This window comes from Paenibacillus sp. ACRRX (assembly GCF_022346885.1).
Classification (GTDB): Bacteria; Bacillota; Bacilli; order Paenibacillales; family Paenibacillaceae; genus Paenibacillus_B.
The window spans coordinates 178,903-203,365 of sequence record NZ_JAKRNK010000007.1; the positions used below are offsets into that span (position 1 = coordinate 178,903).

A 24,463-nucleotide genomic window follows, 5' to 3' on the forward strand; every position below is an offset into this window, starting at 1 on the left:
GATCGGATGCTAACCAATCTCATGTCCAGGCGCTTACCGGATCCGCCACATATGGGCAGTTACCGTGCTGAAGATGTACGATTTGTGCTTAAGGATCTGAGTGGTCTAATGATGGAACAAGGAACAGAAGATCGGGAGGAAGCGATCCAAGCGGGCGTTCATTATTCGGAAATGCTGCCGTTGGAGTATAGACCGTCTGACGCTTACATTCAACTGTTCCATCAGGCGCTGAAAGATAATGCTGAGCGGGTGGCATTAGCCGTAGGGATCGTGGCAGAGCTGATCCGGCTGAAGCGTGGCGACAACGTTGTGCTTGCCTCGCTAGCTAGAGCAGGAACACCCGTAGGGATATTGATCAAGCGATACTGGCGTGAAATATGTCAGATCGAAGCGCCGCATTACAGCATTTCGATTATTCGTGGCAAAGGGATCGATGAGAATGCTGTCTGTTATATGCTGCAGCAGCATCCGGATCGCCAGATCCAATTTGTTGACGGCTGGACAGGCAAGGGGGCGATCCGTACAGTACTCATGCAGGCTAGCGACCATATGTTCAGCAAGTATGGTGTACAGGTGGATGACGACTTGGCTGTATTGGCTGATCCTGGCCGCTGCTCGGACACCTATGGCACAAGGGAGGATTATCTCATTCCGAGTGCCTGCTTGAATTCCACTGTATCTGGATTGATCAGCCGAACGGTGCATCGAGCAGATTTGATCGGAGCAGATGAATATCACGGTGCAAAGTTCTATCGCGAATGGCAGCAAGAGGACTTGTCCAACTTATTTGTTGACACCGTATCCCGCTGCTTTGCACGAGTAGCTGCTGAGGCAAAGGTAAAAGCAGCTTATGCGTACGCGCATCCACGGGAGCATCGTGCAACTTGGCGGGGACTTGAGGATGTAGTAGGCATTCAAGATCGCTTTGGCATCAACAATGTGAATCTGATTAAGCCTGGCGTAGGAGAGACGACAAGGGTGCTGCTTCGTCGTGTACCCTGGAAGATTATTGTGGATCGCCTCGACAATCCGAGCTTAAAGCATATCCTCTTGCTAGCTGAGCAGCGAAATGTACCTGTTGAAGTATACAAGGGATTAACGTATTCCTGCTGCGGACTTATAAAGTCGATGAAGGAGGATGCTTAACGGATGTTATTTGCGAGTGATCTCGATCAGACCTTGATCTATTCACAGCGTTCTATGGGGCAGGTTAGTCTGGATCAACTTGTGCCTGTCGAACGATATGAAGGTCGCATTATTTCTTATATGTCCCATACCTCGATCAAAAGGTTAAGGACGTTAATGAATCAGGTGGAGTTTGTTCCTGTTACGACAAGGACGGTTGAGCAATATCGCCGTATATTTTACCTTGCCGACCTCTGCAGGCCCAAGTATGCGATCACGAGTAATGGCGGGCATCTGCTCGTGGACGGCAAGCCCGATGAGGATTGGGCGCAGCAGATTCGCTTGACAATGCGGGAATGTAGCGAAGCATTAGAGGTGAAAGCAAGGTTTGATGAGCTGGCCCATCCAGAATGGGTAGTCGATGTATCATTTGCTGATGAGATGTTCTTTGCGATACGAATTCATAGAGACAAGCTGCCGTTGTCTGAGATGGAGTCCTTCCGCTTGCTGCTTGCTGATCAGGGGTGGAAGATGTCGATTCAGGGAAGGAAGCTTTATCTTGTTCCTGCTGGATTATGTAAAGGTCGGGCTTTGTCTTACGTCGCTCAACTTCTGGGTTGTTCCCGTTTGGCTGCTGCGGGTGATTCCTTGCTGGATGAGAGCTTGCTGCGTGCAGCAGACTTTGCAATTGCACCGAAGCATGGTGAATTGTTCAGACATTACGGGGGGGCAGCGCCTACTCATTTTACTTTTACTGAACAGTCAGGATTGGCGGCGTCAGAGGAGCTGTTAGTTCGTATACAGGCGTGGTTTGCCTCAAGTACTAACTATGCAGAAACAACCCCATTAGGGATACAGTGAGGAAGATGTGACATGACGAAAATTTGGTTTAATCGTTGGTTTTCCGTAGCTTATCATTACATTCATATGATTCGCAGCAATCCGGACCAGCAGCCGTTTGTATTTTATGGGACTCATCCTGACCCCAATCATATGCATTTGCAAGCTTGCGATTATGCTTTTGTGGAACCTACTGTCAAGGGCGCGGAATATGTGCAGTTCTGTCTGGACTTCTGTAGACAGCATGGCATTGATATCTTTATCCCCCGCCTGCACATGTATGACATTGCCGAACAAATCGAGCGTTTTGAGGCCATTGGGACTAAGGTGATGGTGTGCAGGGACCTTACGCTGCTCCACCAGCTGATGAACAAGCATTTGTTTTACGAAGCGCTTCAGAACACCGATGTCGTTACATTGCCCTCTTATCGGGTCGTAAATACGGCTGCACAGTTCAAGCAAGCTTATGAAGAGCTAACATCAGAAGGGAATAAAGTGTGTTTCAAGCCAACTAACTCTGAAGGTGGAATGGGATTCCGTATTATTGCAGAACGCAGTAACCCATTAGAGGAAATGTATGGCTGGGTGACGCTTAGAACTTCGTTTGAAGAAGCGTATAAAGCTTTTTCAAGCAAAGAATGGTTCGACGACATTATGGTAATGGAACTGCTGGAAGGAGACGAATACAGCATTGACTGCTTGTCCTCGGCAGAGGGAAAGCTTCTGACAGCTATACCACGCAGAAAGTCGACCGGTCGGGTATACGAGCTTGAGAAAATCCCAGCGCTGCTGGACGTTGCCGAACGTGTAGCCGCACGTTATCGGATCCCATATGTGTTTAATATTCAGGTGAAGTACAACAGGGGAATTCCAAAGCTGCTGGAAATAAACCCGCGTATGTCGGGGGGCTTGTATATATCCTGCCTATCGGGTATTAATATTCCGTATTTGGCTGTAAAGGAGATTCAAGGTCAGTCTTTTGTTGTTCCAGAGCCAAAGTTTGATATGCAGATCAGTTATATTGAACAGCCTGTCGTCTTAAAGAGCCATGTTGGGCACTGAATTGACTTCATTGACAAGCCAAAAAACCACCCGTAGAATGAATCCTGATACCAAATATTTACTTGGAATAACAGGGCAGTATATCCTGTTCATCCGGGATCATATGGAGGTGTAGAGGGATGAATCGTAAATATAAATGGGCCGTAGGTCTAGCTGCTGCAGGTTATGCAGCGGCTCTGCTAACCCATATATGGCTGCCGTTATACGTCAGCATGCTTATACCCGCCGCCATTATTTTTGTGGCGATAGCCGCAGGAAGTGGTCGTGCCAGACAGGCGGCGGCACAGGCCCTGCCTGATCAAGGACCGGCTAACATACAGTCTGTGCAGCAGTCCATGCACATAGGTCAGCCGACACAGGCACCGCCGCAGCCAGCACATGCAGCATCCGCGGATAACCCGCCGGATTTGCAGACTGCAGCCGCGCAGGAAGAGGATCCTGTATGGGCTTCCGTGTATGAATATATCGGCGTTATCGAAGAGATGGTCATCTCTGAAGGCCAGAAAAATACGCTCGATAATGAGATTGTAGAGAAGACATTGACGTTGTTAACACGTATTACGCGGCTTATCCCGCAGCTCAAAGAAATGAACGATGGTAATATGAATCATAATATTCAACGGCTCGTATTCCGCGATTTGAACGGTGCCATTAATCCCTTTTTAAAGTTGAGCGGAGAGGCCAAACGTCAAAATCGAAGATTGCTCTTAACAGGTGTAAAAGATATTAATTCCAAGTTGTCATTTTATGTGGAATCTATTGAACATAAAGATCTGGTTGAGCTGCAAGCCAAGGTTGAACTTATCCAGCAGCGCTACCGTACGACGGATTAAATCAATGAAGGAGGCGAGCAGATGGCTGCAACGCAGACGACTTTGTTAAAGCAAGAAGATGTGCTCAGAGTTGAGCAGGAAGCTGCACAATTTATTACCAAAGTATCAAACACCAATCCGATGGAATTGGAAATGCTCATGGACGATATCGGAATGATGGGGCAAAAGACGATGGAGAAAGCGGGACAATCGCTTGCGATGCTTGAACGTCCTGTTAATGAGCTTGCGTCTGGCAAACGTGCGGAAGTAAGCAACCATATTTTAAAGCTGCGCTCTGAGATTGATTCATTAAGCAAGAGCAAGCAGTTAAGCTTGTTGGACAAAATATTACGCAAAACGCCGATCAAAAATTATATCTATAAATACCAATCCGTCCGAACTAACGTCAACGCAATCGTTTCTAATTTGCGAAATGGGCGTGATACGCTGCAGGAAAATATCGTGTATATGAAAAGCTTAAAACGGTCCTCCTTGGAGGAAGTGTATCACTTGCAGACACGAATAGCGATGGGGAAGAAGCTGCAAGAATTATTTGAACAAGAGATTGCTAAGCCAGAAAATGAGAGTCGTAAAGTACTGCTGGAAAAAGGACTTCGCAAGGTGGTTACTCGAATCCAGTCTTTTACGGAAATGGTGATGTTGTATCAGCAGGCGATAGCTGGCACAGACATTATTAATGATAACAATGACAAGCTGATTGATTCTGTCAATGCGACTATCGATAAGACACAGCATCTAGTGACGGTTTCCGCCATGATTGCGATGGCGCTGCAGGACCAGTTGGATACGATCGATGCTGTCAATACAGCGAATAAGACACTGCAAAATATGTTTGAGGAAAATTCAAAGTTGTTAAAGGAAACTACGGAGAAGACGAATGATCTGCTTGGTAAGCCAGGATTAGAGCTGGATTCGATCAATCGTGCAATGACCGATTTGTTTGCGGCGATGGATGCTTATGAGCAGTCAAACCGGACAATCATCCAGACAGCAACGGAACATACTGCACGTATGTCGGAAGCCAACCATAAGTTATCTGAACGATTGGGTTTGACAGCTGGCAAGCCAGGCTCAGAGGCCGGTAGAGAGCTTCATACGGGAGCCAAAATGTCTAGCTTCCTGGACTAAAGCAAGCTTCGGGCGGTCAATCCAGGTTCCGATTGTCGTTTCCACGGCTAACGTGACTAAGGGAGATCAAGCAGCTTCGCCTGTTCATATTAGTAGCTTCTGATTCATATAGATGTACTACTATGAACATGGAGGAGCTAACATATGGTGGGGGTTATTTGTGCTGTTCTATTGACTGTGTTCCTTATCGTTATAGCAAGCCTTGAGAAGACTAAATCCATTTTGTCACGTCTATCCCAATGAGCATAAATCGAATCGCATCTAATTTGAAGGAAAGAAAGAAGCCGATCTGCGTTATATACAACGTTAAGATCGGCTTCTTGGCATACGGCGGGTAGAAGGGATGACGCATCTGAGCCGTGAAATGTGTATATGATATTGTATATCTTTTATGGAAGGGGAATCTCTTTGCCCATCAGTTTCTGGAGCTTGTACTCTGTGGAAGATTCGGGAGCGGGCGTATAAATACTGACCCTCAGATCCGTATCCCCATGAACTTGCAACGAGGTAAGATGGAACAGCATTTTACCTGCTTTCGCATGTCGGAATTCAATAACAACTTCTGGCGCAGAGCTGACCTGGCTCTGATTCCAGAGCTGTTGGAATCCCGGGTGAACTTCCCTCATCTCCTCTAAAAACGATTCATACCACTGATCTTCGACATGTTGCCCATAATAGGCGCGGAAAATGGACAGGAACCCCTTCACGAAGTGCTCCCAATTGACAGCCAGCGACTGGAACTCTTTGCGTGTAAAGAGCAGACGGATCATATTCCGTTCCCCGTGCGGAATATGATTAAAATCGAGAAATACATGCGCAGCGGCCTCATTCCATCCTACGATATCGCATTTTCTATCCGAAATAATGGTGGGACAATGCTTTAATTCGTTCAGGATACGCTGGAGCGACGGGCTAATTCGTGGCTGCTCCTCGTGTATGACGTAGGTGCCTGTACCACTTTCCGTCGCTAACGCGTACAAATATTTGCGCTCGTCAACCGTAAGCTGCAAGGCTGAGGCGATACTGTCAAGCACGGAGGAGGATACCTGGATGTCACGCCCCTGCTCAAGCCATGTATACCAGGTGGTGCTAACGCCGGCGAGTTGAGCGACCTCTTCACGTCGAAGACCCGGTGTTCGTCTGCGTGTACCAGCAGGCAGGCCTACGGCCTGAGGCATAATCTTGGCGCGCTGTGCCTTCAAAAACTCGGATAATACTTGTAGTTTTGTCGGATGGTTAGAGTTAGATTGAGTCATATGATCATCCCCCCATACGGTTAAAGGTTGTGTTCTATTTAGGGTGCATGCTTTGCATAAGGTGTGTTTATTGGATATCTTCGATCGGGTTTAGAGCGGAGATAAGTGTCAGGTTTATTCTAGTAGTTATTATACTAGGATAAACAACAACTTGTAATATGATAACTACTGTGTGAAGATAATGCCATGATTAGGAAAGCAGGAGGGAATTCTTCATGAATAGAGTTGTAGTTACAGGAATGGGTGTTATCTCCCCTGTAGGCAATGACGTGGATACATTTTGGAACCGCTTAGTGGAAGGACAATCAGGTATTTCAAGCATAGATGCTTTTGACACAAGTCACCATAAGGTAAAAATTGCAGGTATTGTGCGTGAATTCGATGCAGATGGCCGCTTTGGCCGCAAGGAAGCAAGACGGATGGACCGCTTTTCTCAATTTGCTGTAGCTGCGGCTGAACAAGCATACGCAGATGCGGGATTGGAGGGATACAAAGTCGATCCCGAGCGTGTTGGCGTGTACGTTGGCTCTGGCATAGGCGGCATTCAATCTATGATGGAGCAGGAAACCATGCTGCGTAATCGAGGCCCTGAGCGGGTGAGTCCGCTGCTAGTGCCGATGATGATTGCGAACAGTGCAGCAGCACAGATCAGCATACGTTTGGGCACATGGGGGCCAACCCTGTCCCCAGTGACGGCATGCTCAATCGGCAATACCGGAATCGGCGAAGCTTTCCGGCTTATTCGCTACGGCGGAGCGGACGTGGTCTTGGCCGGCGGGGCCGAAGCAGCGATTACGGAGCTGTCGCTCGCCAGCTTCAGCAATGCGACCGCGCTGTCTACGCGTAATGAGGAGCCTACCCGCGCAAGCCGACCATTTGACCAAGCGCGCGATGGCTTTGTAATGGCAGAGGGTGCTGGGGTTCTGGTGCTGGAATCACTCGAACATGCGCTGCGTCGTGACGCCCGGATTTATGCGGAAGTGATCGGTTACGGAGCAAGCTCTGACGCTTACCACATGGTGGCAACACACCCAGAAGGGCGTGGCGCTTATCAAGCGATGAAGCTGGCGCTGCAGGAGGCTGGACTTCAACCCGAACAGGTGGATGTTATCAGTGCACACGCCACAAGCACAGAGCTGGGCGACCGTGTCGAGACGATGGCAATCAAGCGATTACTCGGCGAGCATGCGGGCAAAGTGCCAGTGACCTCGAACAAATCGATGCTGGGTCATATGCTTGGTGCGTCAGGAGGAGCAGAAGCGGTTGCTTTGGTGAGGATGCTTCAAGAAGGGATTGTGCTCCCAACGATCAACTTAGATCAACCCGATGTCGATTGTGACCTCGATTATGTTCCACATACAGCACGACAGGCAGCATTAACGGTAGGCATGTCCAATTCCTTTGGGTTCGGCGGCCACAATGCGGTTATTGTGTTGAAGAAGTATATTCAGTGAAGCTTAATAAGCATATTAAGCTCAGGATAAGTTAAGGCTATGGAAGAAATGAGAGACCTTATAATGAATAAAGGAGGAAGGACCTATTCAGGTCCTTCCTCCTTTATTATCACGACTGACATGATCTGTCAGCCTCATCAATTCTGAGAGCTCCTTCTCGGTCAGATCACGCCACTGACCCTTTTTCAAGGTACCGATTCCGATGTTCATAATTCGAATACGGCGCAGTTTGACGACGGTGTAACCAAACACTTGGCACATACGACGGATCTGGCGATTAAGTCCTTGCGTAAGAACGATTTTGAATACATTATCCCCTATTTTAGTCACGTGACAAGGCTTGGTGGTCGTTCCTAGAATACGGACACCGCTTGACATCCCTTGAACAAACTCAGGCGTTATTGGCCTGTTCACCGTTACAATATATTCTTTATCATGGTTATGTTCCGCACGAAGAATCTTGTTGACGATATCTCCATCATTGGTAAGCAGGATTAACCCCTCTGAGTCCTTATCCAGTCGTCCGATCGGGAAAATACGTTCTTTATGATTAACGAAATCGACAATATTCCCTCTAATGTGAGGTTCAGATGTGCAGGTGATACCAACAGGTTTGTTTAGCACGATATAGACATGACGTTTCTTCTCGCCAATTGCCTTGCCATTAACACGAACATCATCGCCTGCTTCCACAGTGCTGCCGAGCTCTGCACGCTGGCCGTTAATCGTTACACGTCCTGCCTCAATCCATTTATCTGCTTCACGTCTGGAGCAGACGCCTGTCTCACTAATGAATTTATTAATTCTCATATGGATTCCCTTCTCGTATCAGATCAAAGTACATCGCCTCACTATTATACTACATATGCATAAAAATAATGGAATTCTAAAGGGAGAACCTAATTGCACAATTTGACAAAAAAGTATAGAGGTAAAGTGAATTTTCTCAATTTAAGGAGGAAATTTACATTGTGTGCAGAATATTTATACGTGATCATACTTTCAGCAGAGAGGGGTAGGCATATGTGGAAGAAAGCAATTAATGAGTACATGTTCTCCAAAAAAACGATGATGTCAGTTCCTCGGAGGTGCATTTTAAAATGAAATGGTTACGTAAATGTTCTATTCTTGGGATATTGTTGTTTATAGCAGCGGGCGTATTTGCTCCTTACCAATCAAGCGCTGCAACACAGTCAGAGGAGATTATAATAACCAAGTGGGAAGTGTTATGGGAAACAAGTGCCAATGAGTGGGAGGAAATAGCAACGGGGAATCAGCCGTGGCAGGCCATCAACTTTGAACAAGGACTCCCTCCTATTCCTGAAGGAACTCACTCCGCGTGGTATCGGATTGACCTTCCCGAAACGCCTTGGGGACAGCCAAGCCTAAACATTAATAAACTGCACGGATATGATGTGGAGGTTGTTTCTTCTGAAGGAAGGACGCTTTACCACTCCATTCGGACATATGGTTTGGACCAGTATCGATTATTAATACCTGTACCCTTTCAGGAAGGTGCCCAATCGCTCTACATTCATATTAAGACTCCAAGTGATCGCATAGGTATTCAAAGTAACATGGTTCTTGGAGACTATCAATCACTATTCCCGAAGCATGTCTGGGGAGGCTTAACAGACCTGCTGCTGATCAGTTTTTTGATTTCAGTGGCCATTATAATGCTCATTTGTTCGATTTTTTTAAGAAGAAATCACTTTTCTTCGATGCTAACTTTAGCAATACTTATCCTCTCCTTTGGTGTACTTATTCTGGGGTATAGTGAATCTATTACGATGATTTTACCAGGTTATCAGACTGCGCTCGATACGGCCTTTGGAATCGCCCTAATCATTATTATGTTGACCCTGAGCTTGTACTTTGAGAAATTGGTAGGAGCAGGGCCTTGGGGGATCATTCGTCGTTATAGATATTTCTTAATCATTTACTCCATACTGTTTGGTGCGTATCAATTAAGCGGTGAACTTGTAAGTAATGAGTTTATTAGCCTGTATATTTTTAGTTTGAATATTTATGGATTATTCCTGGTGATACAACTTGTCTTGCTTCTCGTTATTTCGATTGCGTATTCTACGAAGAAGAATAGCGACGCGATTTCGTTTATCATCGGGTATGCCATCTTTAGTTTACCTTTGGCTGGAGAATTGATATGGTTTATTATAAAAAGAGGACAATATGATCTTATATATTGGAAATGGGGGATTTTGGGGTTTGTACTGGTTATGATTTTAATGTTGGGCAGAAAAATGAAGAATACAAATCGAATGATTGGATAGCAGGACACTACGAAACTAATCTTGAATGGCGAGCATATAGATCATATAGAGTAGATTAAGGCTGGAGGGGAAATCCCCCTCTTGCTTAATCTATATCGGAAGTTTTAAGGTTTAACTATTGAGTATATGTTCATTTTATAATATATATAATATTAAAGTTGTCTGATGTAAAAGTATATGGTTTTAATTTTCGAAACTCGCAACAATCGCTACTTCCTAAAAACCTACGCTAGTACTAAGTTATTTCTTTGTGAAGTTGATAAAAATAAGTCCAAAGAAAGTTGATATTTTTTATTTATGAAAATATGATCATTTATTTAATGAAATTTGATAAAATATAGAAGGTAATCTGCAATAATTTGTCGAATAGTAACGAAATACGAACAATATTTTGGGTCTAAATAGGTTCCGAGGTGCATATTATAATGAATTTAATTCGAAAATGCTCTGTGCTCGTGATCGTATTAATCCTTCTAGGAGGCATATTTGCTCCCCTTAAATCGAGTGCAGGGACACCACCTGATGAAATCAGATTAAAGACATGGAAGGTGTTGTGGGAGAAAGAGATTAAGGAATGGGATGAAATTTCAAAGGGTAATCATTCTTGGGAGACGATTAACATTGAACAAGGGCTACCGGATGTTCCAGAAGGTGTTCGTTCAGCTTGGTACAGAGTTGACCTTCCTAAGCTGTCATGGGGACAACCAGGCTTAGGTATTTATAAGTTATACGGGCGTGAAGTTCAAGTTGTATCATTTGATGGAAAAACCTTGTATAATTCCGTTCGTCAGTTTGGCTTGGATCAATATCGTTTATTATTGCCAATACCATCTCAACAAGACGGGCAATCGCTATTCATTCACGTTAAGACACCAGATGACAGAATAGGTATTCAGGAATCTATGCTACTTGGTAATTATCAGGAAATGTTTCCTAATTACGTAGGTTCGGGATTAACGAATATTCTACTTGCATGTTCTATGATATTAATGGCGCTTGTTATGTTGTTTTGCTCGGTTTTATTACGAAATGCTTATTTTTCTTCATGGATTACACTAGCGGTTATTGTACTTTCATTTGGTTTTCTTATTCTTGGGTACACGGACTTTGTGTTAGTCATTTTACCTGGATACGAGACTGCACTCGACATGGTTTTCGGAGCAGCGCTTATATCTTTAATGCTTGCACTAAGTGTTTATTTTGAGAAGTTAGTAGGATCAGGGCCATTTTTGATTATTAGAAGATACAGACATCTATTAGTTGTTTATTCTTTATTATTTATTACCTTCCAATTATGTAATGCATTTGTGAGTAGTGAGTATTTTAACTCGTATATTTTTAGTTTGGATATATATGGGATGTTGCTGGTTATTCAGCTTGCACTTCTTTTAATTATTTCCATCGTATATTCAGTTAAGAAAAATTTTGACGCTATTTTGTTTATCATTGGTTATGCAATCTTTAGTATTCCGTTTATAGGGGAACTAGTATGGTTTATTCTAAAAGAAGGTCAATATGATCTTGTATACTGGAAATGGGGTATTTTAGGATTTGAATTTGTGCTTATCATTATGTTGGGTAGAAGAATCGCTAATAATCATGAACGAGTTATTCGATATTCCAAAGAACTGGAAATGTACAATAATGAACTTCAACACTCTGAGAAGATGGAGATTATTAGCGAGTTAGCTGCTTCAGTTGCACATGAAGTGCGAAATCCATTACAAGTAACAAGAGGATTTATGCAGCTGTTGAACCATCGTTCAGGACCAAAGGAAAAAGAATACTTGGATATGGCACTGATTGAATTGGACCGTGCGGCAAATATTATTACCGACTTTTTGACATTTGCCAAGCCAGAACTGCATGAAGTGATTCTACTTGATTTGGGAGCTGAACTTAGACATATTGAAAGTATTCTTGTACCGCTTGCCAATATGCAGGGGGGGCAACTCAAACTTCATATTGAAGAAGATGTGTTTATATATGGGAACTCTTCGAAATTCAAGCAAGCATTTATTAATATGGTCAAAAATAGTATTGAATCGATTACTGTTAAAGGTCTAGTTATTATTTCTGCACACAAAAAAGGAAATAAAGTATTTGTACATATTAAAGATGATGGATGTGGCATGACTGAAAAAGAGCTGGCTCGGTTAGGCGAACCTTATTACTCAAATAAAAGTAAGGGTACTGGACTAGGTCTAATGGTTACATTCCGTATTATTGAGGTTATGCAAGGGAAGATCAAGTTTACTAGTAAAAAAGGTATCGGTACAGAAGTAATGGTAGAATTTCCTTATGGCGAGCTTAATAATCCTCCAATACCGGTCTAGCAGAACAGGAGAAGCTGAGTATCAGCTTCTCCTGTATATATGTATGGGGCAGTAGTTTACCAAGCTATTTTACTTTGAGGCAATAGTACATTTGGATCAGAGGATTGCGTATCTGCGGGATTGGGAGGAATGACAAGCACGAATCGAGTAGGCGTTTCTTCCTCAACGTCTAGTGTAATATGTTCAGGAATTACAATGCCAAACTCCTCTTGAATAGCTTTTTTGGGGTTGATTAATAGTTCATTCTTGAACTCTTGATCATTCCAAGCTTTTTGAATAATTTCGTTCTTGAGCTGTTGTTCAGCGGACACTGAAAAATCATCCTTCCAGAATAATGTTTTGCGAATAATTCTAGTGTACCATGGGATATAATCAGGTTCTATTTCTTTTTTACTATTTTCGACAAAATAGGTCCTTTTTTTACTGTATATCTTGTCGATTGTGTTTCAGATAGGATTATTGATCTGGATTTCATTTGTTTTCTATAATATGGACAAGAAGTGAGTGAATCCACCTTCGAATAATAGCTCCTTTTGTCTTTGAATACGATTAGCCTCTTCTACTAAGACTTGTATGAGTAAATGTTGAAAATCATGTAGCTCGGATGCAACGGTGGAAGCTTGATGGAGCAGCAAGGCAAATTGTGCAAATCCATCAAAATGTCCTAAAGTAAAGATGGATTGCCGAACAGTTGCCGCGGTAAGTTCCTCAAAAGAGGATAAGTCTAATTTATATGTAATCCACGCCAACAAACTATTGTAATTTCCCTCTGCCATGTCTTCTTCCCAATCGTAATAGTCGTCTACCATCTGTAGAGCAATTAATGCGTTGTTCACCTCATGAGATAGAACATCTTGGATATGGATACGCCCACCTAAGTAAACCGCGCCTTCAAATGCCAGTTTAATAGGTGCTGCCTTCAGCGTAATGTGAAATGGATTGGTTAAAAAGTAATTCGCGTATCCTTCTTGTGTAACTCCTTCTGCCCATTCTGCGGTACATTGATCAAACGCATTCCAAAATGGCGATTCGGAAGGGAAGAGTTGTCGGTATAAGGATAAGGCTGTGTTATAAAATAAGCTGCTAAGGGCAAGTGGCTCCTTTATTTGCGCAGGACGAGTGTCCATAACATCATCCTGAAGGAACAGATACAACATAATAAACACCTCTGCTAGAGACAACTGGCGACATTGCTCGGTTGTAATGCCGGTTGCCTCTTGTGTCCAATAAGGAAGAAGGTAGCAGATATAGTTCTTTGTGCTGGTTTCATTTAGCGGATTGTAAGTTTCTATATAACGAAAGCCATGTTCCTTTAATGATGGAGGGTATTGATTGATGTATGTTTTTGCTTGAGCGAAGATTAGCTCTAATTCAGGCTTATATTTCTCGAACCAGTACATGTGTAGTCCCCCGTTTATTTAGATGTCGTTAAATACGTTTTGCATGTAGACAAAACATACTTATTTCCATCGTGTCATCCCCTGAAATCAGCCAATTCTCCAATTCCTCATATATGGCGCTACGATTATGATCAAATGAAGTATGTAGGTGTGATTGCACAGCGGTCATTAGCTCGGTTACTGATCTTAGGTAGTGATAGAATTGTGCTTGCAGTTCTTTCGTATGAATGGCTAACTGATATTCTGTTGTAGTCACATGATGAAAACGAAATTGTTTCATCTCCAACCGTAATGAATCTTGAAGTCGAAGAAAAGAGGGCCGGCGAATCCGATCTCTTATTCCTTTGTACATATTTGTGAACAATGGGAGTTTGGCTGAATCTGAAAGACCATAGCCATTTATATCTGTAATTAAAATAGAGCCGGTTATCGCGGCACGCTGCTGCAGCCAGTTCCAAAAATGAGTCCGATCCGAGATATGGTCAATGACTAAGCGAGCCAGTATCGTATCGAACGGATCGTTGACAGGCAAGTTTTCATAACTGCAATTGTAAAAAGCGATCGCCTCTCCGTATCGATCTTTCGCTTGCTGAATAATAAAGGGGTCCAAATCCAGCCCGATAGCTTGTGCTTGGGGGAAATGGTTAATATATCTGGCTAGGTAATCTCCATTGCCGCAGCCTACATCCAGTACATGTTGAGCGGAGGAAGAGACCTGACCTAATAGCAATGATGACTCAAGCTCGAAAAACGCGGATGAGGTGAATGTTAACATTTTGTCGAATAATGCAGTGCTCCGGTCCATACTATCCTCCGATTGTGTTATAACTACCTGGTTAAGTATAAGTGAAGGTGACGAAAAACAGCAATAAGTCCCAACTATTCTTTCGAACAGTTGGGACTTGATGTTCATGTGTGTGAACTGATATGAATAATTCCCATATAAGGTAACGTAACTCGGATGTGACTTTTTAACTAGATTACTTCATTAAGACGATACAATAACGGATTTTATTATCCTCAACTTTGAGCCTAATACGAAAGGAGCCGAATAACGTCTCCCTTTGTTCAATCGGGGTTTTGACTTACATGCTGTACCCCTCTCAGATAGGCGGTTATGGCGTAGTGCAATGATTCATTCTTGCTTATTTCGATATTGAATTCTTTACGTAGCTCCAGAGAAGCAAAGCCATGCACGATGCTGCGCATGCCGCGTACCGCATGTATAGCTACTTCTGGTTCTAATTGATAAGATTCCATAAGTCGTATAATCAATTGAACCACCTCAGTCCCAGCGGTCTGGAAGTCTGGGTCTAACGGATCAGGTGCACCCATAGATGCCTCATATATGCCGGGATGTTGGCGTACGAAGTCTACATAGGCGAACGCTAATGCATGTAGCGCTTCATCACCGCTCTTGCCGATAATGCCCTCGATCAGTGCCTCTTTTAGCTTGCGTACAGCATAGGAAGCCAGCGCTTGTTTAAGCCCAGGCATTCCTTTCACGTGATTGTATAACGAGGGAGTGCGGATCTGAAGCTGTTTAGCCAGCGAAGCTAAGGAAAGCTGCTCATAACCGTGTGCGTCGGCGAGCTCTGCTGCTGCCTGTAACACGGTAAATTGATCAAGACCTTGCCGCATGATGAGCACTCCTTTCGATGGCTGCTTCCGCTTCTGTAATGGATTGTTGCATTGCTGGCAGCGGATTAGCGAGCATAAGCCCATGGCCAACAGCCAGGGTGGCGGGCTGCAGAGCAATCAGGCGCTTGGCACTGCTTAGTGCGGACTCTTTGTGCCAGGTAGCCATTGCTGGGAATGGGAACCACGGCTTCATCGTGCCGGATACAGCGATGCCTCCTCTTGTCTGAAAAGCGTCGCCTGCAATAAGCGTCTTGCTTCGTGTATCCAGGAAAGACATTGAACCTGGCGTATGACCTGGAGTGGATATGGCCATGAGCGAGCCGATAGGATCGCCATCTTGGATGTGGCAGTCAGGTATAGTCTTGACCTTTTTCGGCACGCTGCCTCGTATGGGGACAGTGGGTTCTTGGGTCTCCAATGACGTATCACCGTGGAGTAGCTTGGCATCCCGCGCTGAAATGTATACTTTTGCTTCCGGTAATCGTACTTTTAACTTGTCTAAGGCGCCGACATGATCGTCGTGCGCATGGGTTAGCACAATACGGGTAATTGGCTTGCCGATTCTCTCCGCTGCCTGTAGGATGCTCTTATCGCTGTATGGAAGCGCGGCATCAATCAAGGTAAGCTCACGTTCCTCCTCAATGAGATAACAATTCACTGGAAATAGATTTGGCATAAAAGATAATTGAAAGACCTGATGAACTTTACTCATTCGCATTGTATATTACCTCCCAGAAGGGTGTGTGTTTATTTGCTTTAAACTAATAACATTAGTATATAACTAATAACATTAGTTTATCAAGTTTTTTTTTATATTTATTTGGTTTGTATACAAAATGGATTAGCTAAAAAGCGAGAAAAAGTATACTATATAGGGAACGTATGTGCGCTAATTACTTGTTAAGCAGTTTAAAGGCTATTGTTTATTATTTTTGTAGAGTTATTCCAGCATTTATACCAGCAACATTGATATATGCATAAAGATTATGATGACATATGCAGCAGGGAATAAATGATTCATAACAAGATGGGTGCAGAGATTACATCTAAATAGGAGGACTTTCCAATGTCTGAGCTGCGCAAACAAATTTTCGGCGATTCTTTTTTTCGTCCACTGATTACTCATTTAACTGATGCTTATCCGAAGTTTGATGGTGAGCGTTTTTTGTCTCTCGTTCAGGACACAGATTGGGAAGAACGTGAATTAAAACAGCGAGTACGTCACGTATCTGGAGTATTAAGGAAGACCCTGCCCGATTCGTATGAGGAAGCAATCGAAGTGTTGATGGAAATTGCACCTTTAGGGTCAGGGCTTGCTTATATTACGTTCCCTGATTTCGTGGAAGTATACGGACAGGAGCATTGGGACGTGTCTATTCGCGCGCTGGAACGTTTTACACCTTATTCTACGTCAGAGTTTGCAGTTAGGCCGTTTATTGAACGAGACCAGCCGCGTATGATGGCTCAGATGCTCAAGTGGGCATCACATTCTAACGAGCATGTTCGTAGACTAGCTAGTGAGGGCTGTAGACCACGCTTGCCTTGGGCGATGGCACTACGGGAGCTTAAGCGGAATCCAGAACCGATTTTGCCTATTTTGGAGCTGCTTAAGGAGGATGACTCCTTGTACGTACGGAAGAGTGTGGCGAATAATATCAATGATATTACAAAGGATCATCCTGCACTTGTCAGACAATTGTCCACCGCGTGGATTGGCAGGCATCCACATACCGATTGGATTATTCGTCATGGCGCGAGAACGCTGCTGAAGCGTGGAGATGAAGAAATGCTGCAATTGTTTGGGTATAAAGGACATTTGCCGGTGCACGTGGAAGAACTGGAACTGTCTGCAGATAAGTTGCTGTTGGGGGAGAGACTACGTTTTCAATTTAACATTGTAAATGAATCGATAGAGTCAGAGAAGCTTCGAATTGAATACGGAGTGGAATATGTGAAGGCAAATGGAAGTCGATCCCTGAAAAAGTTCCAGCTGTCGGACAAGCTCTATCTACCTGGTAGGACAAAGGTAACTAGGGAGCAGGAATTCCGCGACCTGTCGACACGCAAGCACCATGCTGGTGAGCATATCGTATCGGTGTGGGTAAATGGTGAACGTAAGCAGGAAGCCGCCTTTATGCTTGAGCTTGATTAAATAATAGCCGCTGCTTCGCTTTGAAGTGGCGGCTATTTAGGTGGCTTTGGTGCAGGGGCAGTCGTCCGCGAATTGGAGGAACATCACGAATTGATGGAGAGCTTCATAGCATACTGAATATGACAAAAATCCAACAATATAATACTATGGAATAATATAGTAGGAATGTTGAGTGAGATATGATATTTTAAGAAGGGGTATGAATATCAGAGAGAGAGGCGAATTCAGTCAAATGAACAGCAAGCTTATTAAGGTTGCGATAAGCTGCATATTAGCGGCTAGTCTAGTTGTGCCACCTGTAAAGGCGGCATCTTCATCCTTTAAAGATATCGATAAATCGTTTGCTAAGCAGGCGATACAAGAGTTGGCTAGTCAAGGTGTGATTAGTGGAGTAGGGAATGGGAAATTTAATCCTCAAGGTAAGATCAATCGTCAGGACTTTGCGATTATAATGGCCAAAGCGCTAAAGCTGGAAGTTGAATTGAATAATAAGGGGACAATCCAATTTAGAGATGTACCCGTAGATCATTATGCGTACCCATACATAGAAGCGGTTATTAAGGCGGGGCTGTTTAATGGACTTAGCGAGCATACATTTGGACTCAACGAGACGCTAACCCGTGAGCAGTTGGCTTCCATTTTTATAAGAGCACTTGGGGTTGATGCTGCTGGTAAAGGGCAGACGCTCAAGTTTGCGGACCAGAAGGAGATCTCAATTTGGGCTAAGGATGCTGTTGCTTACGCTATTGAGTTGAAGTTGATGGGAGGGGCGTCTCAAGATCGATTCGATCCTAAAGGAACGGCTACTCGTGAACAAGTGGCAGCTGTAACTAGCAGCTTCCAGAATAGTTCTGCTGGACAAGCAGCCATTCAGAAGATGCGTGAACAAAGTCAGCAAGAAGCCAAGCGTAAGAAAGAAGAAGCTGAGAAGAAACGCGAAGATGAGTTAAAACGTCTAGAAGAAGAGCGCAAGAAACAAGAAGGTCAGAACACAGTTCCGCCTGTAAGCGGGGGATTTGCAGGAGGAGGCGGTGGAGGAACAGGAACTGTCACACCGTCGGATGAGCAGTTGGTTAAGGCGGATTCGGATGCTTTGGCAGTCTTACTGGATTCTCGCGACAAATCGGTGACAGAAGTTACTTATGATGTAACGCTACCTAAACTTGGGAAGAATGGATCTACTATTACATGGAAGTCCAGTGACGATTACATTATTAACGCCACGACCGGTAAAGTTAACAGGCCTTGGTACTTGACGGGGGATCGTCATGTTATATTGACAGCCGACATCACAAAGGGTGCAACGAAGATGTCCAAGACTTTTAATATGATTGTAATAAAGTATCCTTCAATGCCAGAAGATCGCATAATGGAAGAAAGGCTGCTTGAACGGGATGAAAGAATGCTCCAAATTGGATTTCATCCTGGTGATTCTTCAGATGACGTGGCGGGACCAATTAGGCTATACTCTAGCATAAATGAAATGATTCCAGGTTTTGGGATTAGTTCTACCATCGCCTGGTCTTCTTCCGATGAAACTGTTATTTCTTCTAAAGGAGAAGTTTTCCGCACGATCGGGACAGAGCATAAGAATGTAACCTTAACCGCCAAGTTAACCCTGATTACTCAATCTGTTGAAAAGCAGTTTCATCTAAAAGTAAAACCGTTGCGTGCAAACAATCAAGTGCCAACTATTCTTAAGCAGTTGCCGGACATTACACTTGGAGAAGGTAATAGCTGGTTCCCAAATATTCAAGAATATTTTATGGATCCAGATGGGGATCAATTAACATATGAAATAAAAGTAGAAAACACTGATATTTTCGAGCCTTATTTTGTAACGTATCGTGAAGGATTCTTTGTCCTGTCTACAAATAATAAAAAACTGGGTACCACAAAAGTGACTGTTCTAGTAAGTGATCGAGATGGTGGCTGTAGCGAACAAACATTTATGGCAACCCTGATTGCAGGTATGAAGCCTATACCTGGAAAGGACCTGTCTACACTTACGATGAGTGTAGGAGAGGCCGTCTACTTGGACGTAAGGAATTATTTCACAGACCCCAATAAAGAGTTGGAACATTTGCAAGTTAATGTGATCTCATTAGACAATAATTTAATAGAGTGGTCTTATAAGGATTTTATTGTTGTAATTAAACTTTTGAAAGAACCAGATCCTAATCCTATTGACATAACTCATAATACAATTATTTTACTCCTTAAGGGGAACTTCAGCGCTTATGCGCAACAAATCCGTTTTCAATTACCCCAACCTTAACTTTCTCCAGCAACCTCTTGGACGCCTTCCTTCATACCATCAAATGGTATAGAAGGTGAGGCACCAAGAGGTATTTTTGTGTCCGGCAACATGAAATCGTTTTTATGATGAAAGATATGCCATACTTTCAACGTATTAAGAATGAAGATTCAATAAGGTACTTTGGGGTGACATGAGGATGAATCAACTATGGAGACCAAGCTGATCGAAGCAAGGAATACACATGTGGCTCTACAAGGAAAGACATATAGGGAAGATGACAGACGGAGGAACAATGATCATGATGGAAGATCAGGAGTGGGTAGCTCGGGTGTTGGCCGGCGACACGGAGAGTTACGCTCACCTTGTGAATAAATATAAACATAGGCTTGTTGCTATGCTCGTAGGTATGGGGAATTCTGCTGCGGATGCGGAGGATATCGCGCAAGCCGCTTTTGTGAGAGCGTACAAGCATTTAAGCAAGTATAATCCTGAAAGCAAGTTTCCGGCCTGGTTGAATCGAATTGCAGTCAACTTGAGCATCTCCAATTGGCGTAAAAATCAAACACGCCAATGGTCGGAGCTTCAGGACACGTTAGTGGGGAGTGAGCCCTCTCCGGAAGTACAACTCCTTAAGCAGGAACGAAGAGAGGAAGTTGCGGAAGCGATTAAGCAGTTGTCTTTACCATACCGTACTGTCCTGTGTATGCGATACACGCAGGACATGAGCTACAAAGAAATTGCAGAAGTGCTAGAAGTCCCGGTGACAACTGTACAAGTTCATCTCCATCGAGCGAAGAAGAAGCTAGGGGAATTGATGGCTGAAAGGAGGGATTTGCTTGAAGTGTAGTCACTTTATATCGCTGCTGGATGAAGAACGTCCATTAACAAATCAAGAAATAACTGCGCTAGAAGCACATGCTGCAGCGTGCGAATCCTGTTCTGTACTACTGGAGCCGGGAGAAGAACGAGATGAGTGGGATCTGATGACTCAATTACCAGATGTAAACGTATCGGAATCATTTACGAATGATGTGATGGCACAGATCCATGCGATAAATAAGGCCTCGACCAAACCAAAACGAATGCGCAGAAACACGGGATTAATCGCAGCAGGAATTGCATTTGCTTTGGTTGTAGGTGCTACGTCATCGCCGGCATTTGCCCAGATGATCAAGTCCTTCTTTGCTTATGGCTTTGACAATTTGGATCGTGCCGCTGAGATGGGCTTTGCAGATCAGGTGCAAGCATCAGCTACGGATAAGGGGATAACGCTGTCGGTGCACCAGGTACTGCCTGATTCACCGATTGTATATATTACCTATCAAGTTAGCAAGGACGGGCAGGTGTATGACCCCTATTTACGATTCGAGGGTAAGAGAGGAAAGCAGAATAGACTGTATGTTACAGATGATCAAGGAACGGTATATGAAGCGAGGGCAAATGGAGGATCAGGCGGCAGGATGGGCAGCAACGATTATTCTACAGTCCGAGTGGATATGCCCTACGGTCTGGAAGGCAAGCAATTGACTCTTCATATGGAAATTCAAGTCGTAGGTGGACAGGATGAGTATGCTTCAGAATCTTTAAATATTTCATATAATGAGAAGGTTGAAGGCCATTGGAAAGTGAGTGTTCCTTTCTCATTCGGGAAGAGTGAGCACGCCAAAGTTCACATTCCGTTAAATCAATCAAAGAAGTCACCGCAAGGTGTAACTTTAAACGTAAACAAGCTAGTATTAACTCCTACAGAAACGATTTTGGGACTGTCGCATGAAATGACAGCAGAAGCCAAGCAGCGCCAAATAGAGCATAAACCACCATTTTGGAGCCAACTAAGCCGGGATGAATATATTCAGTATGATCTGAATACGCGCCGCTTTCTATGGCAGTTGTTGGACGAAGCGGGAAATGTGATTAGTGACACGAACAACCCCGAGTTATTGCTGGGTCGTTGGCCGCAAGGGAAGAAGTTAATGTTTAGACTGGATTATGAAGAGTACAACGAATTGTCTGATCTAACTTTGACGTTTCGGCCTGCCGATGTTCGTAAAGGAATAGTAATATTAAAAGTAAATGGTCATGAATTTAAGTTAACCTCATTTAAGACGGAGGCTGACCCAAGAGAGCCTGGCAAACAAAATGCTGTACTCGAAATGGATCTCACCTTGAAGGCACCAGATTACAAATTTGGGGCGTGGATGCTCGCTAATGAGTCAGACTTGCTGCGGGAGCATTTGTTGGTTGAATCTAATCGCAATGAAGTAGAGGCGCGTCAATCGCATCAACTTGCGGGTACAGCCCGAACGAAGTATACGATTCGGATTCCGGATTATGATCCGTCATGGGAAGACAAGAAGCTGAAGCTTATCGCCCCTATAGTAACCAAGCGTTACTACTATGGAGATGAGGCGTGGGCTTTCCCGATAGAGATTCCGCCGACAGCAGTACCTAATACCACTAGTAACTCTAGTAAATAACTTGTAATCAGGGAATCGAAGTGAATGCTACTCTTAAAAATAGGACTGTAGGTTTGGTTATGATATGACAATTCATATGAGACTAGTTCTTCTATTTATTAAACTGACAAATGCCGGGGGAAACCTCGGCATTTGTGCATTGCTTGTCTAATAGTGGAAAAGGTCAAATTGATACCCCCGCAATAACGCTAGAGGAAAAGTTGCGGTGTTCGGAAAACACACGTAAAACTTGTAGAATTAAAGCCTCTCAAATATGATAGAATGGTTCTGAAAATTGTGTCATAAATGCGCTTAACCCGTGTCAGTAAAGGCTTTACAGCCATATCCGACAACTAATTAATTCTTGATTCTGGAAGTTCGACACATTCCGATAGCCCGCAAAATTATTGTGGGAATTACGGGGCATGAAGTCGGTGAAGAAATCCGGAATATAGTATATGATACAGACAAGACAAAGGTTGCAGTTACGTCAGTCATTCCTCAGTCAACAACTCATGAGGTGCAACTTCTCCTCTTGCACAATTAGTTGTTGGTACTGCCTCCTCTGCTAGGTTAACGGTGCTGCGAGCAGCCTCCCCCTTGCGCTTGCAGCACCGTTTATTGTTTTCAGTCTCAGATACAGAGAGATATCGATAACACATCTCTTTTTCATTCGCTGCTGAAGGTAGAACCTTACCAGCTATAAGTATCGATTCGAATTCAGCCCATTGCATGCGATAGCGACGTAGAGTTACTGAAATATATGGATACGAGTCGCAACAGCAGCGCAATTAGGTCAGGCGAAGGAGGTTTATCTTAGTGTGGAAAGCTGTGCACGTATACTACTATGAGGACAAGCAGGAATCGCTGCTCCTAGATGGCATACGACCGGTATTGCAACGCATTCAAGCAGAGGGGCAAGTGATTAGAGCCTATGTGCAGAGGCGATGGAATTTCGGGCCGCACATTGCCATCCATGTAGAAGTAGAACACGAGGCTTCTTTTGACCGCGCGTTACATGTACTCCGACGTCGAATTGGCTCCTATTTGAAGAAGCATCCTTCTACTAAGCAATTGGATCAACTAAGTTATAAGGCTCTATTTAGTAAGTGGTCATCGCCTGGGCGTGATACAAAGACATTTGAGCTTATTGCACCGAATAACAGCATTGAAGCAAGCGAACTCCATATTTCAAACGAATGGTATGGCAATGAAGCAATAATGGAGCTGCTGCACAGTTTTTATGCCTATACACATGAGCTAATTCTTAGCGAGATCGAACGAAGCCGTTCGAACAGCCAATTTCGCTTTCTCCAAATGCTTCGGATGATGGCTGTGAATGGTGGCTACGACCTGCAGGAAACTTTGCTGCGCGGTCACATTTCTCCCCGTGCTAAAGTGAGCCAATATATCTCAAGTTTACCGGAGCGTGACTTCGTTCAGGAGCAGTATGAAGCAGCAGATGTTCAGTTAGGCAGAGCTGTCGATGAGGTTGTCCAGGAAGTTATTCTGCATACGACCAAGGATGGCTTGTATGTGGGGGAAGACGTTATCCTGCGTCGGTGGTCAGCCGCACGTAAGGAACTGTACAAAGCAATCTGCAAACTTTCTGAAGTAGGCGTGATCCCTAATCAACTGGCTGCCTATGGGCGATATTGTCATGAGTATTCCGCTCATCAAGTGCTAAACGATAGTGTTGTGGCACTAATGCCATTGTTTCATATTAATCGGCATGAACAATTTATGCTGAAATTTTTGCTTATTCGAAGTATGGAACGCGTGGAAAGTCAAGGCCTATATGCTGGGTGCAGGATGCCAGTGACTACAACGCGTACAGCAGCTAGTTTCGCCCAATAACAAGTAAAGGAGGGCTACCCTATGGACGTGAACCAGCATCGAAGCGGTCCTCCAAGAACGGTAGAGAGTATTATTCAGATGCGTATGCAGGCGTTGTCTTCCCTGTTTCAACGCATGAACGATCCAATGGCAGGGTTGAGTCGCGAAGCCGTTAAGGGCCATGTCGCGGAAAAAGACAAGTTTAAATAAGACGTTCCTAAATGATTCACGTATGTCCGCGTTCTTTACTTCTACAGATGCCTCTAGTCTTTTTCTATCCGCCTTACTTTACTCATCTCGTTTCAGCCTGTGGGTCTACATCCATTTTACGCATCTGTTGCATAATGACATTTCATTGTACGTAATTACACTACATCTTAGTTATACAATCTC

The 24,463-nt window shown here is 44.0% G+C and carries 22 protein-coding genes; 14 read left to right on the forward strand and 8 right to left on the reverse strand.

Annotation, left to right across the window (positions count from 1 at the left end; all coding sequences use genetic code 11):
- The first annotated feature begins 21 nt into the window (after positions 1–21).
- The 5 genes from MH117_RS19955 (at position 22) to MH117_RS19975 (ending at position 4,988) form a co-directional block, all read left to right on the forward strand.
- The gene (locus MH117_RS19955; RefSeq protein WP_239331673.1) at positions 22–1,146 is read left to right on the forward strand and encodes a cysteine protease StiP family protein; all 1,125 of its coding nucleotides are present in this window, start codon (positions 22–24) and stop codon (positions 1,144–1,146) included.
- Between the two features lie 3 nt (positions 1,147–1,149).
- Entirely contained in the window at positions 1,150–1,986 is an 837-nt protein-coding gene (locus tag MH117_RS19960) for an HAD family hydrolase (protein WP_239331675.1), read from the forward strand.
- 12 nt (positions 1,987–1,998) lie between these two features.
- Positions 1,999–3,027: an ATP-grasp domain-containing protein gene (locus MH117_RS19965; RefSeq protein ID WP_239331677.1), complete on the forward strand. Its 1,029-nt coding sequence runs from the start codon at positions 1,999–2,001 to the stop codon at positions 3,025–3,027.
- A gap of 119 nt (positions 3,028–3,146) precedes the next feature.
- Positions 3,147–3,860, forward strand: coding sequence for a hypothetical protein (locus MH117_RS19970; RefSeq protein WP_239331679.1), 714 nt, complete (start codon positions 3,147–3,149; stop codon positions 3,858–3,860).
- A gap of 21 nt (positions 3,861–3,881) precedes the next feature.
- Entirely contained in the window at positions 3,882–4,988 is a 1,107-nt protein-coding gene (locus MH117_RS19975) for a toxic anion resistance protein (RefSeq protein ID WP_239331681.1), read from the forward strand.
- A 389-nt stretch (positions 4,989–5,377) separates the two neighbouring features.
- Here MH117_RS19975 and MH117_RS19980 read toward each other — a convergent pair whose 3' ends face one another.
- Entirely contained in the window at positions 5,378–6,244 is an 867-nt protein-coding gene (locus MH117_RS19980; RefSeq protein WP_239331683.1) for a helix-turn-helix transcriptional regulator, read from the reverse strand.
- Between the two features lie 215 nt (positions 6,245–6,459).
- Here MH117_RS19980 and fabF point away from each other — a divergent pair, with 215 nt between their 5' ends.
- Positions 6,460–7,698 carry a beta-ketoacyl-ACP synthase II gene (gene fabF, locus MH117_RS19985; RefSeq protein WP_239331685.1) on the forward strand — a complete coding sequence of 413 codons (1,239 nt, stop codon included), beginning with the start codon at positions 6,460–6,462 and terminating at the stop codon, positions 7,696–7,698.
- A gap of 87 nt (positions 7,699–7,785) precedes the next feature.
- On the opposite strand, the gene rluF is transcribed toward fabF, so the two are convergent.
- Positions 7,786–8,508, reverse strand: a complete 723-nt coding sequence (gene rluF / locus MH117_RS19990) for a 23S rRNA pseudouridine(2604) synthase RluF (RefSeq protein WP_239331687.1) — start codon at positions 8,506–8,508, stop codon at positions 7,786–7,788.
- A gap of 278 nt (positions 8,509–8,786) precedes the next feature.
- Between rluF and MH117_RS19995 the strand changes: the two genes are divergently transcribed.
- Together MH117_RS19995 and MH117_RS20000 are read left to right on the forward strand one after the other, a co-directional pair.
- Positions 8,787–9,989 (forward strand): hypothetical protein, encoded by a 1,203-nt coding sequence (locus MH117_RS19995; RefSeq protein WP_239331689.1) that lies wholly within the window; start codon positions 8,787–8,789, stop codon positions 9,987–9,989.
- 425 nt (positions 9,990–10,414) lie between these two features.
- Positions 10,415–12,325, forward strand: a complete 1,911-nt coding sequence (locus tag MH117_RS20000; RefSeq protein WP_239331691.1) for a sensor histidine kinase — start codon at positions 10,415–10,417, stop codon at positions 12,323–12,325.
- A gap of 56 nt (positions 12,326–12,381) precedes the next feature.
- Here MH117_RS20000 and MH117_RS20005 read toward each other — a convergent pair whose 3' ends face one another.
- The 5 genes from MH117_RS20005 to MH117_RS20025 all read right to left on the reverse strand — a co-directional run bounded on the left by MH117_RS20005 (position 12,382) and on the right by MH117_RS20025 (position 16,084).
- Positions 12,382–12,636 carry an NHLP leader peptide family RiPP precursor gene (locus MH117_RS20005; protein WP_239331693.1) on the reverse strand — a complete coding sequence of 85 codons (255 nt, stop codon included), beginning with the start codon at positions 12,634–12,636 and terminating at the stop codon, positions 12,382–12,384.
- A gap of 171 nt (positions 12,637–12,807) precedes the next feature.
- On the reverse strand, positions 12,808–13,725 hold the full coding sequence (locus MH117_RS20010) for a hypothetical protein (protein ID WP_239331695.1): 918 nt from the start codon (positions 13,723–13,725) through the stop codon (positions 12,808–12,810).
- 28 nt (positions 13,726–13,753) lie between these two features.
- Positions 13,754–14,530, reverse strand: coding sequence for a class I SAM-dependent methyltransferase (locus MH117_RS20015; RefSeq protein ID WP_239331697.1), 777 nt, complete (start codon positions 14,528–14,530; stop codon positions 13,754–13,756).
- Positions 14,531–14,793: 263 nt separating this feature from the next.
- Positions 14,794–15,366: a TetR/AcrR family transcriptional regulator gene (locus MH117_RS20020; RefSeq protein WP_239331699.1), complete on the reverse strand. Its 573-nt coding sequence runs from the start codon at positions 15,364–15,366 to the stop codon at positions 14,794–14,796.
- The gene (locus tag MH117_RS20025) at positions 15,350–16,084 is read right to left on the reverse strand and encodes an MBL fold metallo-hydrolase (protein ID WP_239331701.1); all 735 of its coding nucleotides are present in this window, start codon (positions 16,082–16,084) and stop codon (positions 15,350–15,352) included. The genes MH117_RS20020 and MH117_RS20025 overlap by 17 nt, the downstream gene beginning before the upstream one ends.
- A 348-nt stretch (positions 16,085–16,432) precedes the next feature.
- Between MH117_RS20025 and MH117_RS20030 the strand changes: the two genes are divergently transcribed.
- From MH117_RS20030 to MH117_RS20045, 4 genes are all read left to right on the forward strand, one after another.
- Entirely contained in the window at positions 16,433–17,518 is a 1,086-nt protein-coding gene (locus tag MH117_RS20030; RefSeq protein ID WP_239331703.1) for a DNA alkylation repair protein, read from the forward strand.
- Between the two features lie 232 nt (positions 17,519–17,750).
- Positions 17,751–19,796 (forward strand): S-layer homology domain-containing protein, encoded by a 2,046-nt coding sequence (locus MH117_RS20035; protein ID WP_239331705.1) that lies wholly within the window; start codon positions 17,751–17,753, stop codon positions 19,794–19,796.
- Between the two features lie 280 nt (positions 19,797–20,076).
- Positions 20,077–20,625 carry an RNA polymerase sigma factor gene (locus tag MH117_RS20040; protein ID WP_239331707.1) on the forward strand — a complete coding sequence of 183 codons (549 nt, stop codon included), beginning with the start codon at positions 20,077–20,079 and terminating at the stop codon, positions 20,623–20,625.
- A complete protein-coding gene (locus MH117_RS20045; RefSeq protein ID WP_239331709.1) occupies positions 20,615–22,255 on the forward strand; it encodes a DUF4179 domain-containing protein in 1,641 nt (546 codons plus the stop codon). The genes MH117_RS20040 and MH117_RS20045 overlap by 11 nt, the downstream gene beginning before the upstream one ends.
- Before the next feature lie 473 nt (positions 22,256–22,728).
- Here the strand turns inward: MH117_RS20045 and MH117_RS20050 are convergent, their stop codons facing one another.
- Positions 22,729–22,968, reverse strand: a complete 240-nt coding sequence (locus tag MH117_RS20050; protein WP_239331711.1) for a hypothetical protein — start codon at positions 22,966–22,968, stop codon at positions 22,729–22,731.
- A gap of 85 nt (positions 22,969–23,053) precedes the next feature.
- Between MH117_RS20050 and MH117_RS20055 the strand changes: the two genes are divergently transcribed.
- Positions 23,054–24,091 (forward strand): lantibiotic dehydratase C-terminal domain-containing protein, encoded by a 1,038-nt coding sequence (locus MH117_RS20055; protein WP_239331713.1) that lies wholly within the window; start codon positions 23,054–23,056, stop codon positions 24,089–24,091.
- A gap of 21 nt (positions 24,092–24,112) precedes the next feature.
- Positions 24,113–24,280, forward strand: a complete 168-nt coding sequence (locus MH117_RS20060) for a hypothetical protein (RefSeq protein WP_239331715.1) — start codon at positions 24,113–24,115, stop codon at positions 24,278–24,280.
- Positions 24,281–24,463 lie beyond the last annotated feature (183 nt).

Excerpts from the sequence above, each read along its gene's own strand:
- MH117_RS19955 (WP_239331673.1), top strand. The coding sequence starts at position 22 with ATGTCCAGGCGCTTACCGGATCCGCCACATATGGGCAGTTACCGTGCT.
- MH117_RS19960 (WP_239331675.1), top strand. The coding sequence starts at position 1,150 with ATGTTATTTGCGAGTGATCTCGATCAGACCTTGATCTATTCACAGCGT.
- MH117_RS19965 (WP_239331677.1), top strand. The coding sequence starts at position 1,999 with ATGACGAAAATTTGGTTTAATCGTTGGTTTTCCGTAGCTTATCATTAC.
- MH117_RS19970 (WP_239331679.1), top strand. The coding sequence starts at position 3,147 with ATGAATCGTAAATATAAATGGGCCGTAGGTCTAGCTGCTGCAGGTTAT.
- MH117_RS19975 (WP_239331681.1), top strand. The coding sequence starts at position 3,882 with ATGGCTGCAACGCAGACGACTTTGTTAAAGCAAGAAGATGTGCTCAGA.
- MH117_RS19980 (WP_239331683.1), bottom strand. The coding sequence starts at position 6,244 with ATGACTCAATCTAACTCTAACCATCCGACAAAACTACAAGTATTATCC.
- fabF (WP_239331685.1), top strand. The coding sequence starts at position 6,460 with ATGAATAGAGTTGTAGTTACAGGAATGGGTGTTATCTCCCCTGTAGGC.
- rluF (WP_239331687.1), bottom strand. The coding sequence starts at position 8,508 with ATGAGAATTAATAAATTCATTAGTGAGACAGGCGTCTGCTCCAGACGT.
- MH117_RS20000 (WP_239331691.1), top strand. The coding sequence starts at position 10,415 with ATGAATTTAATTCGAAAATGCTCTGTGCTCGTGATCGTATTAATCCTT.
- MH117_RS20010 (WP_239331695.1), bottom strand. The coding sequence starts at position 13,725 with ATGTACTGGTTCGAGAAATATAAGCCTGAATTAGAGCTAATCTTCGCT.
- MH117_RS20015 (WP_239331697.1), bottom strand. The coding sequence starts at position 14,530 with ATGGACCGGAGCACTGCATTATTCGACAAAATGTTAACATTCACCTCA.
- MH117_RS20020 (WP_239331699.1), bottom strand. The coding sequence starts at position 15,366 with ATGCGGCAAGGTCTTGATCAATTTACCGTGTTACAGGCAGCAGCAGAG.
- MH117_RS20025 (WP_239331701.1), bottom strand. The coding sequence starts at position 16,084 with ATGCGAATGAGTAAAGTTCATCAGGTCTTTCAATTATCTTTTATGCCA.
- MH117_RS20030 (WP_239331703.1), top strand. The coding sequence starts at position 16,433 with ATGTCTGAGCTGCGCAAACAAATTTTCGGCGATTCTTTTTTTCGTCCA.
- MH117_RS20035 (WP_239331705.1), top strand. The coding sequence starts at position 17,751 with ATGAACAGCAAGCTTATTAAGGTTGCGATAAGCTGCATATTAGCGGCT.
- MH117_RS20040 (WP_239331707.1), top strand. The coding sequence starts at position 20,077 with ATGATGGAAGATCAGGAGTGGGTAGCTCGGGTGTTGGCCGGCGACACG.
- MH117_RS20050 (WP_239331711.1), bottom strand. The coding sequence starts at position 22,968 with ATGCAATGGGCTGAATTCGAATCGATACTTATAGCTGGTAAGGTTCTA.
- MH117_RS20060 (WP_239331715.1), top strand. The coding sequence starts at position 24,113 with ATGGACGTGAACCAGCATCGAAGCGGTCCTCCAAGAACGGTAGAGAGT.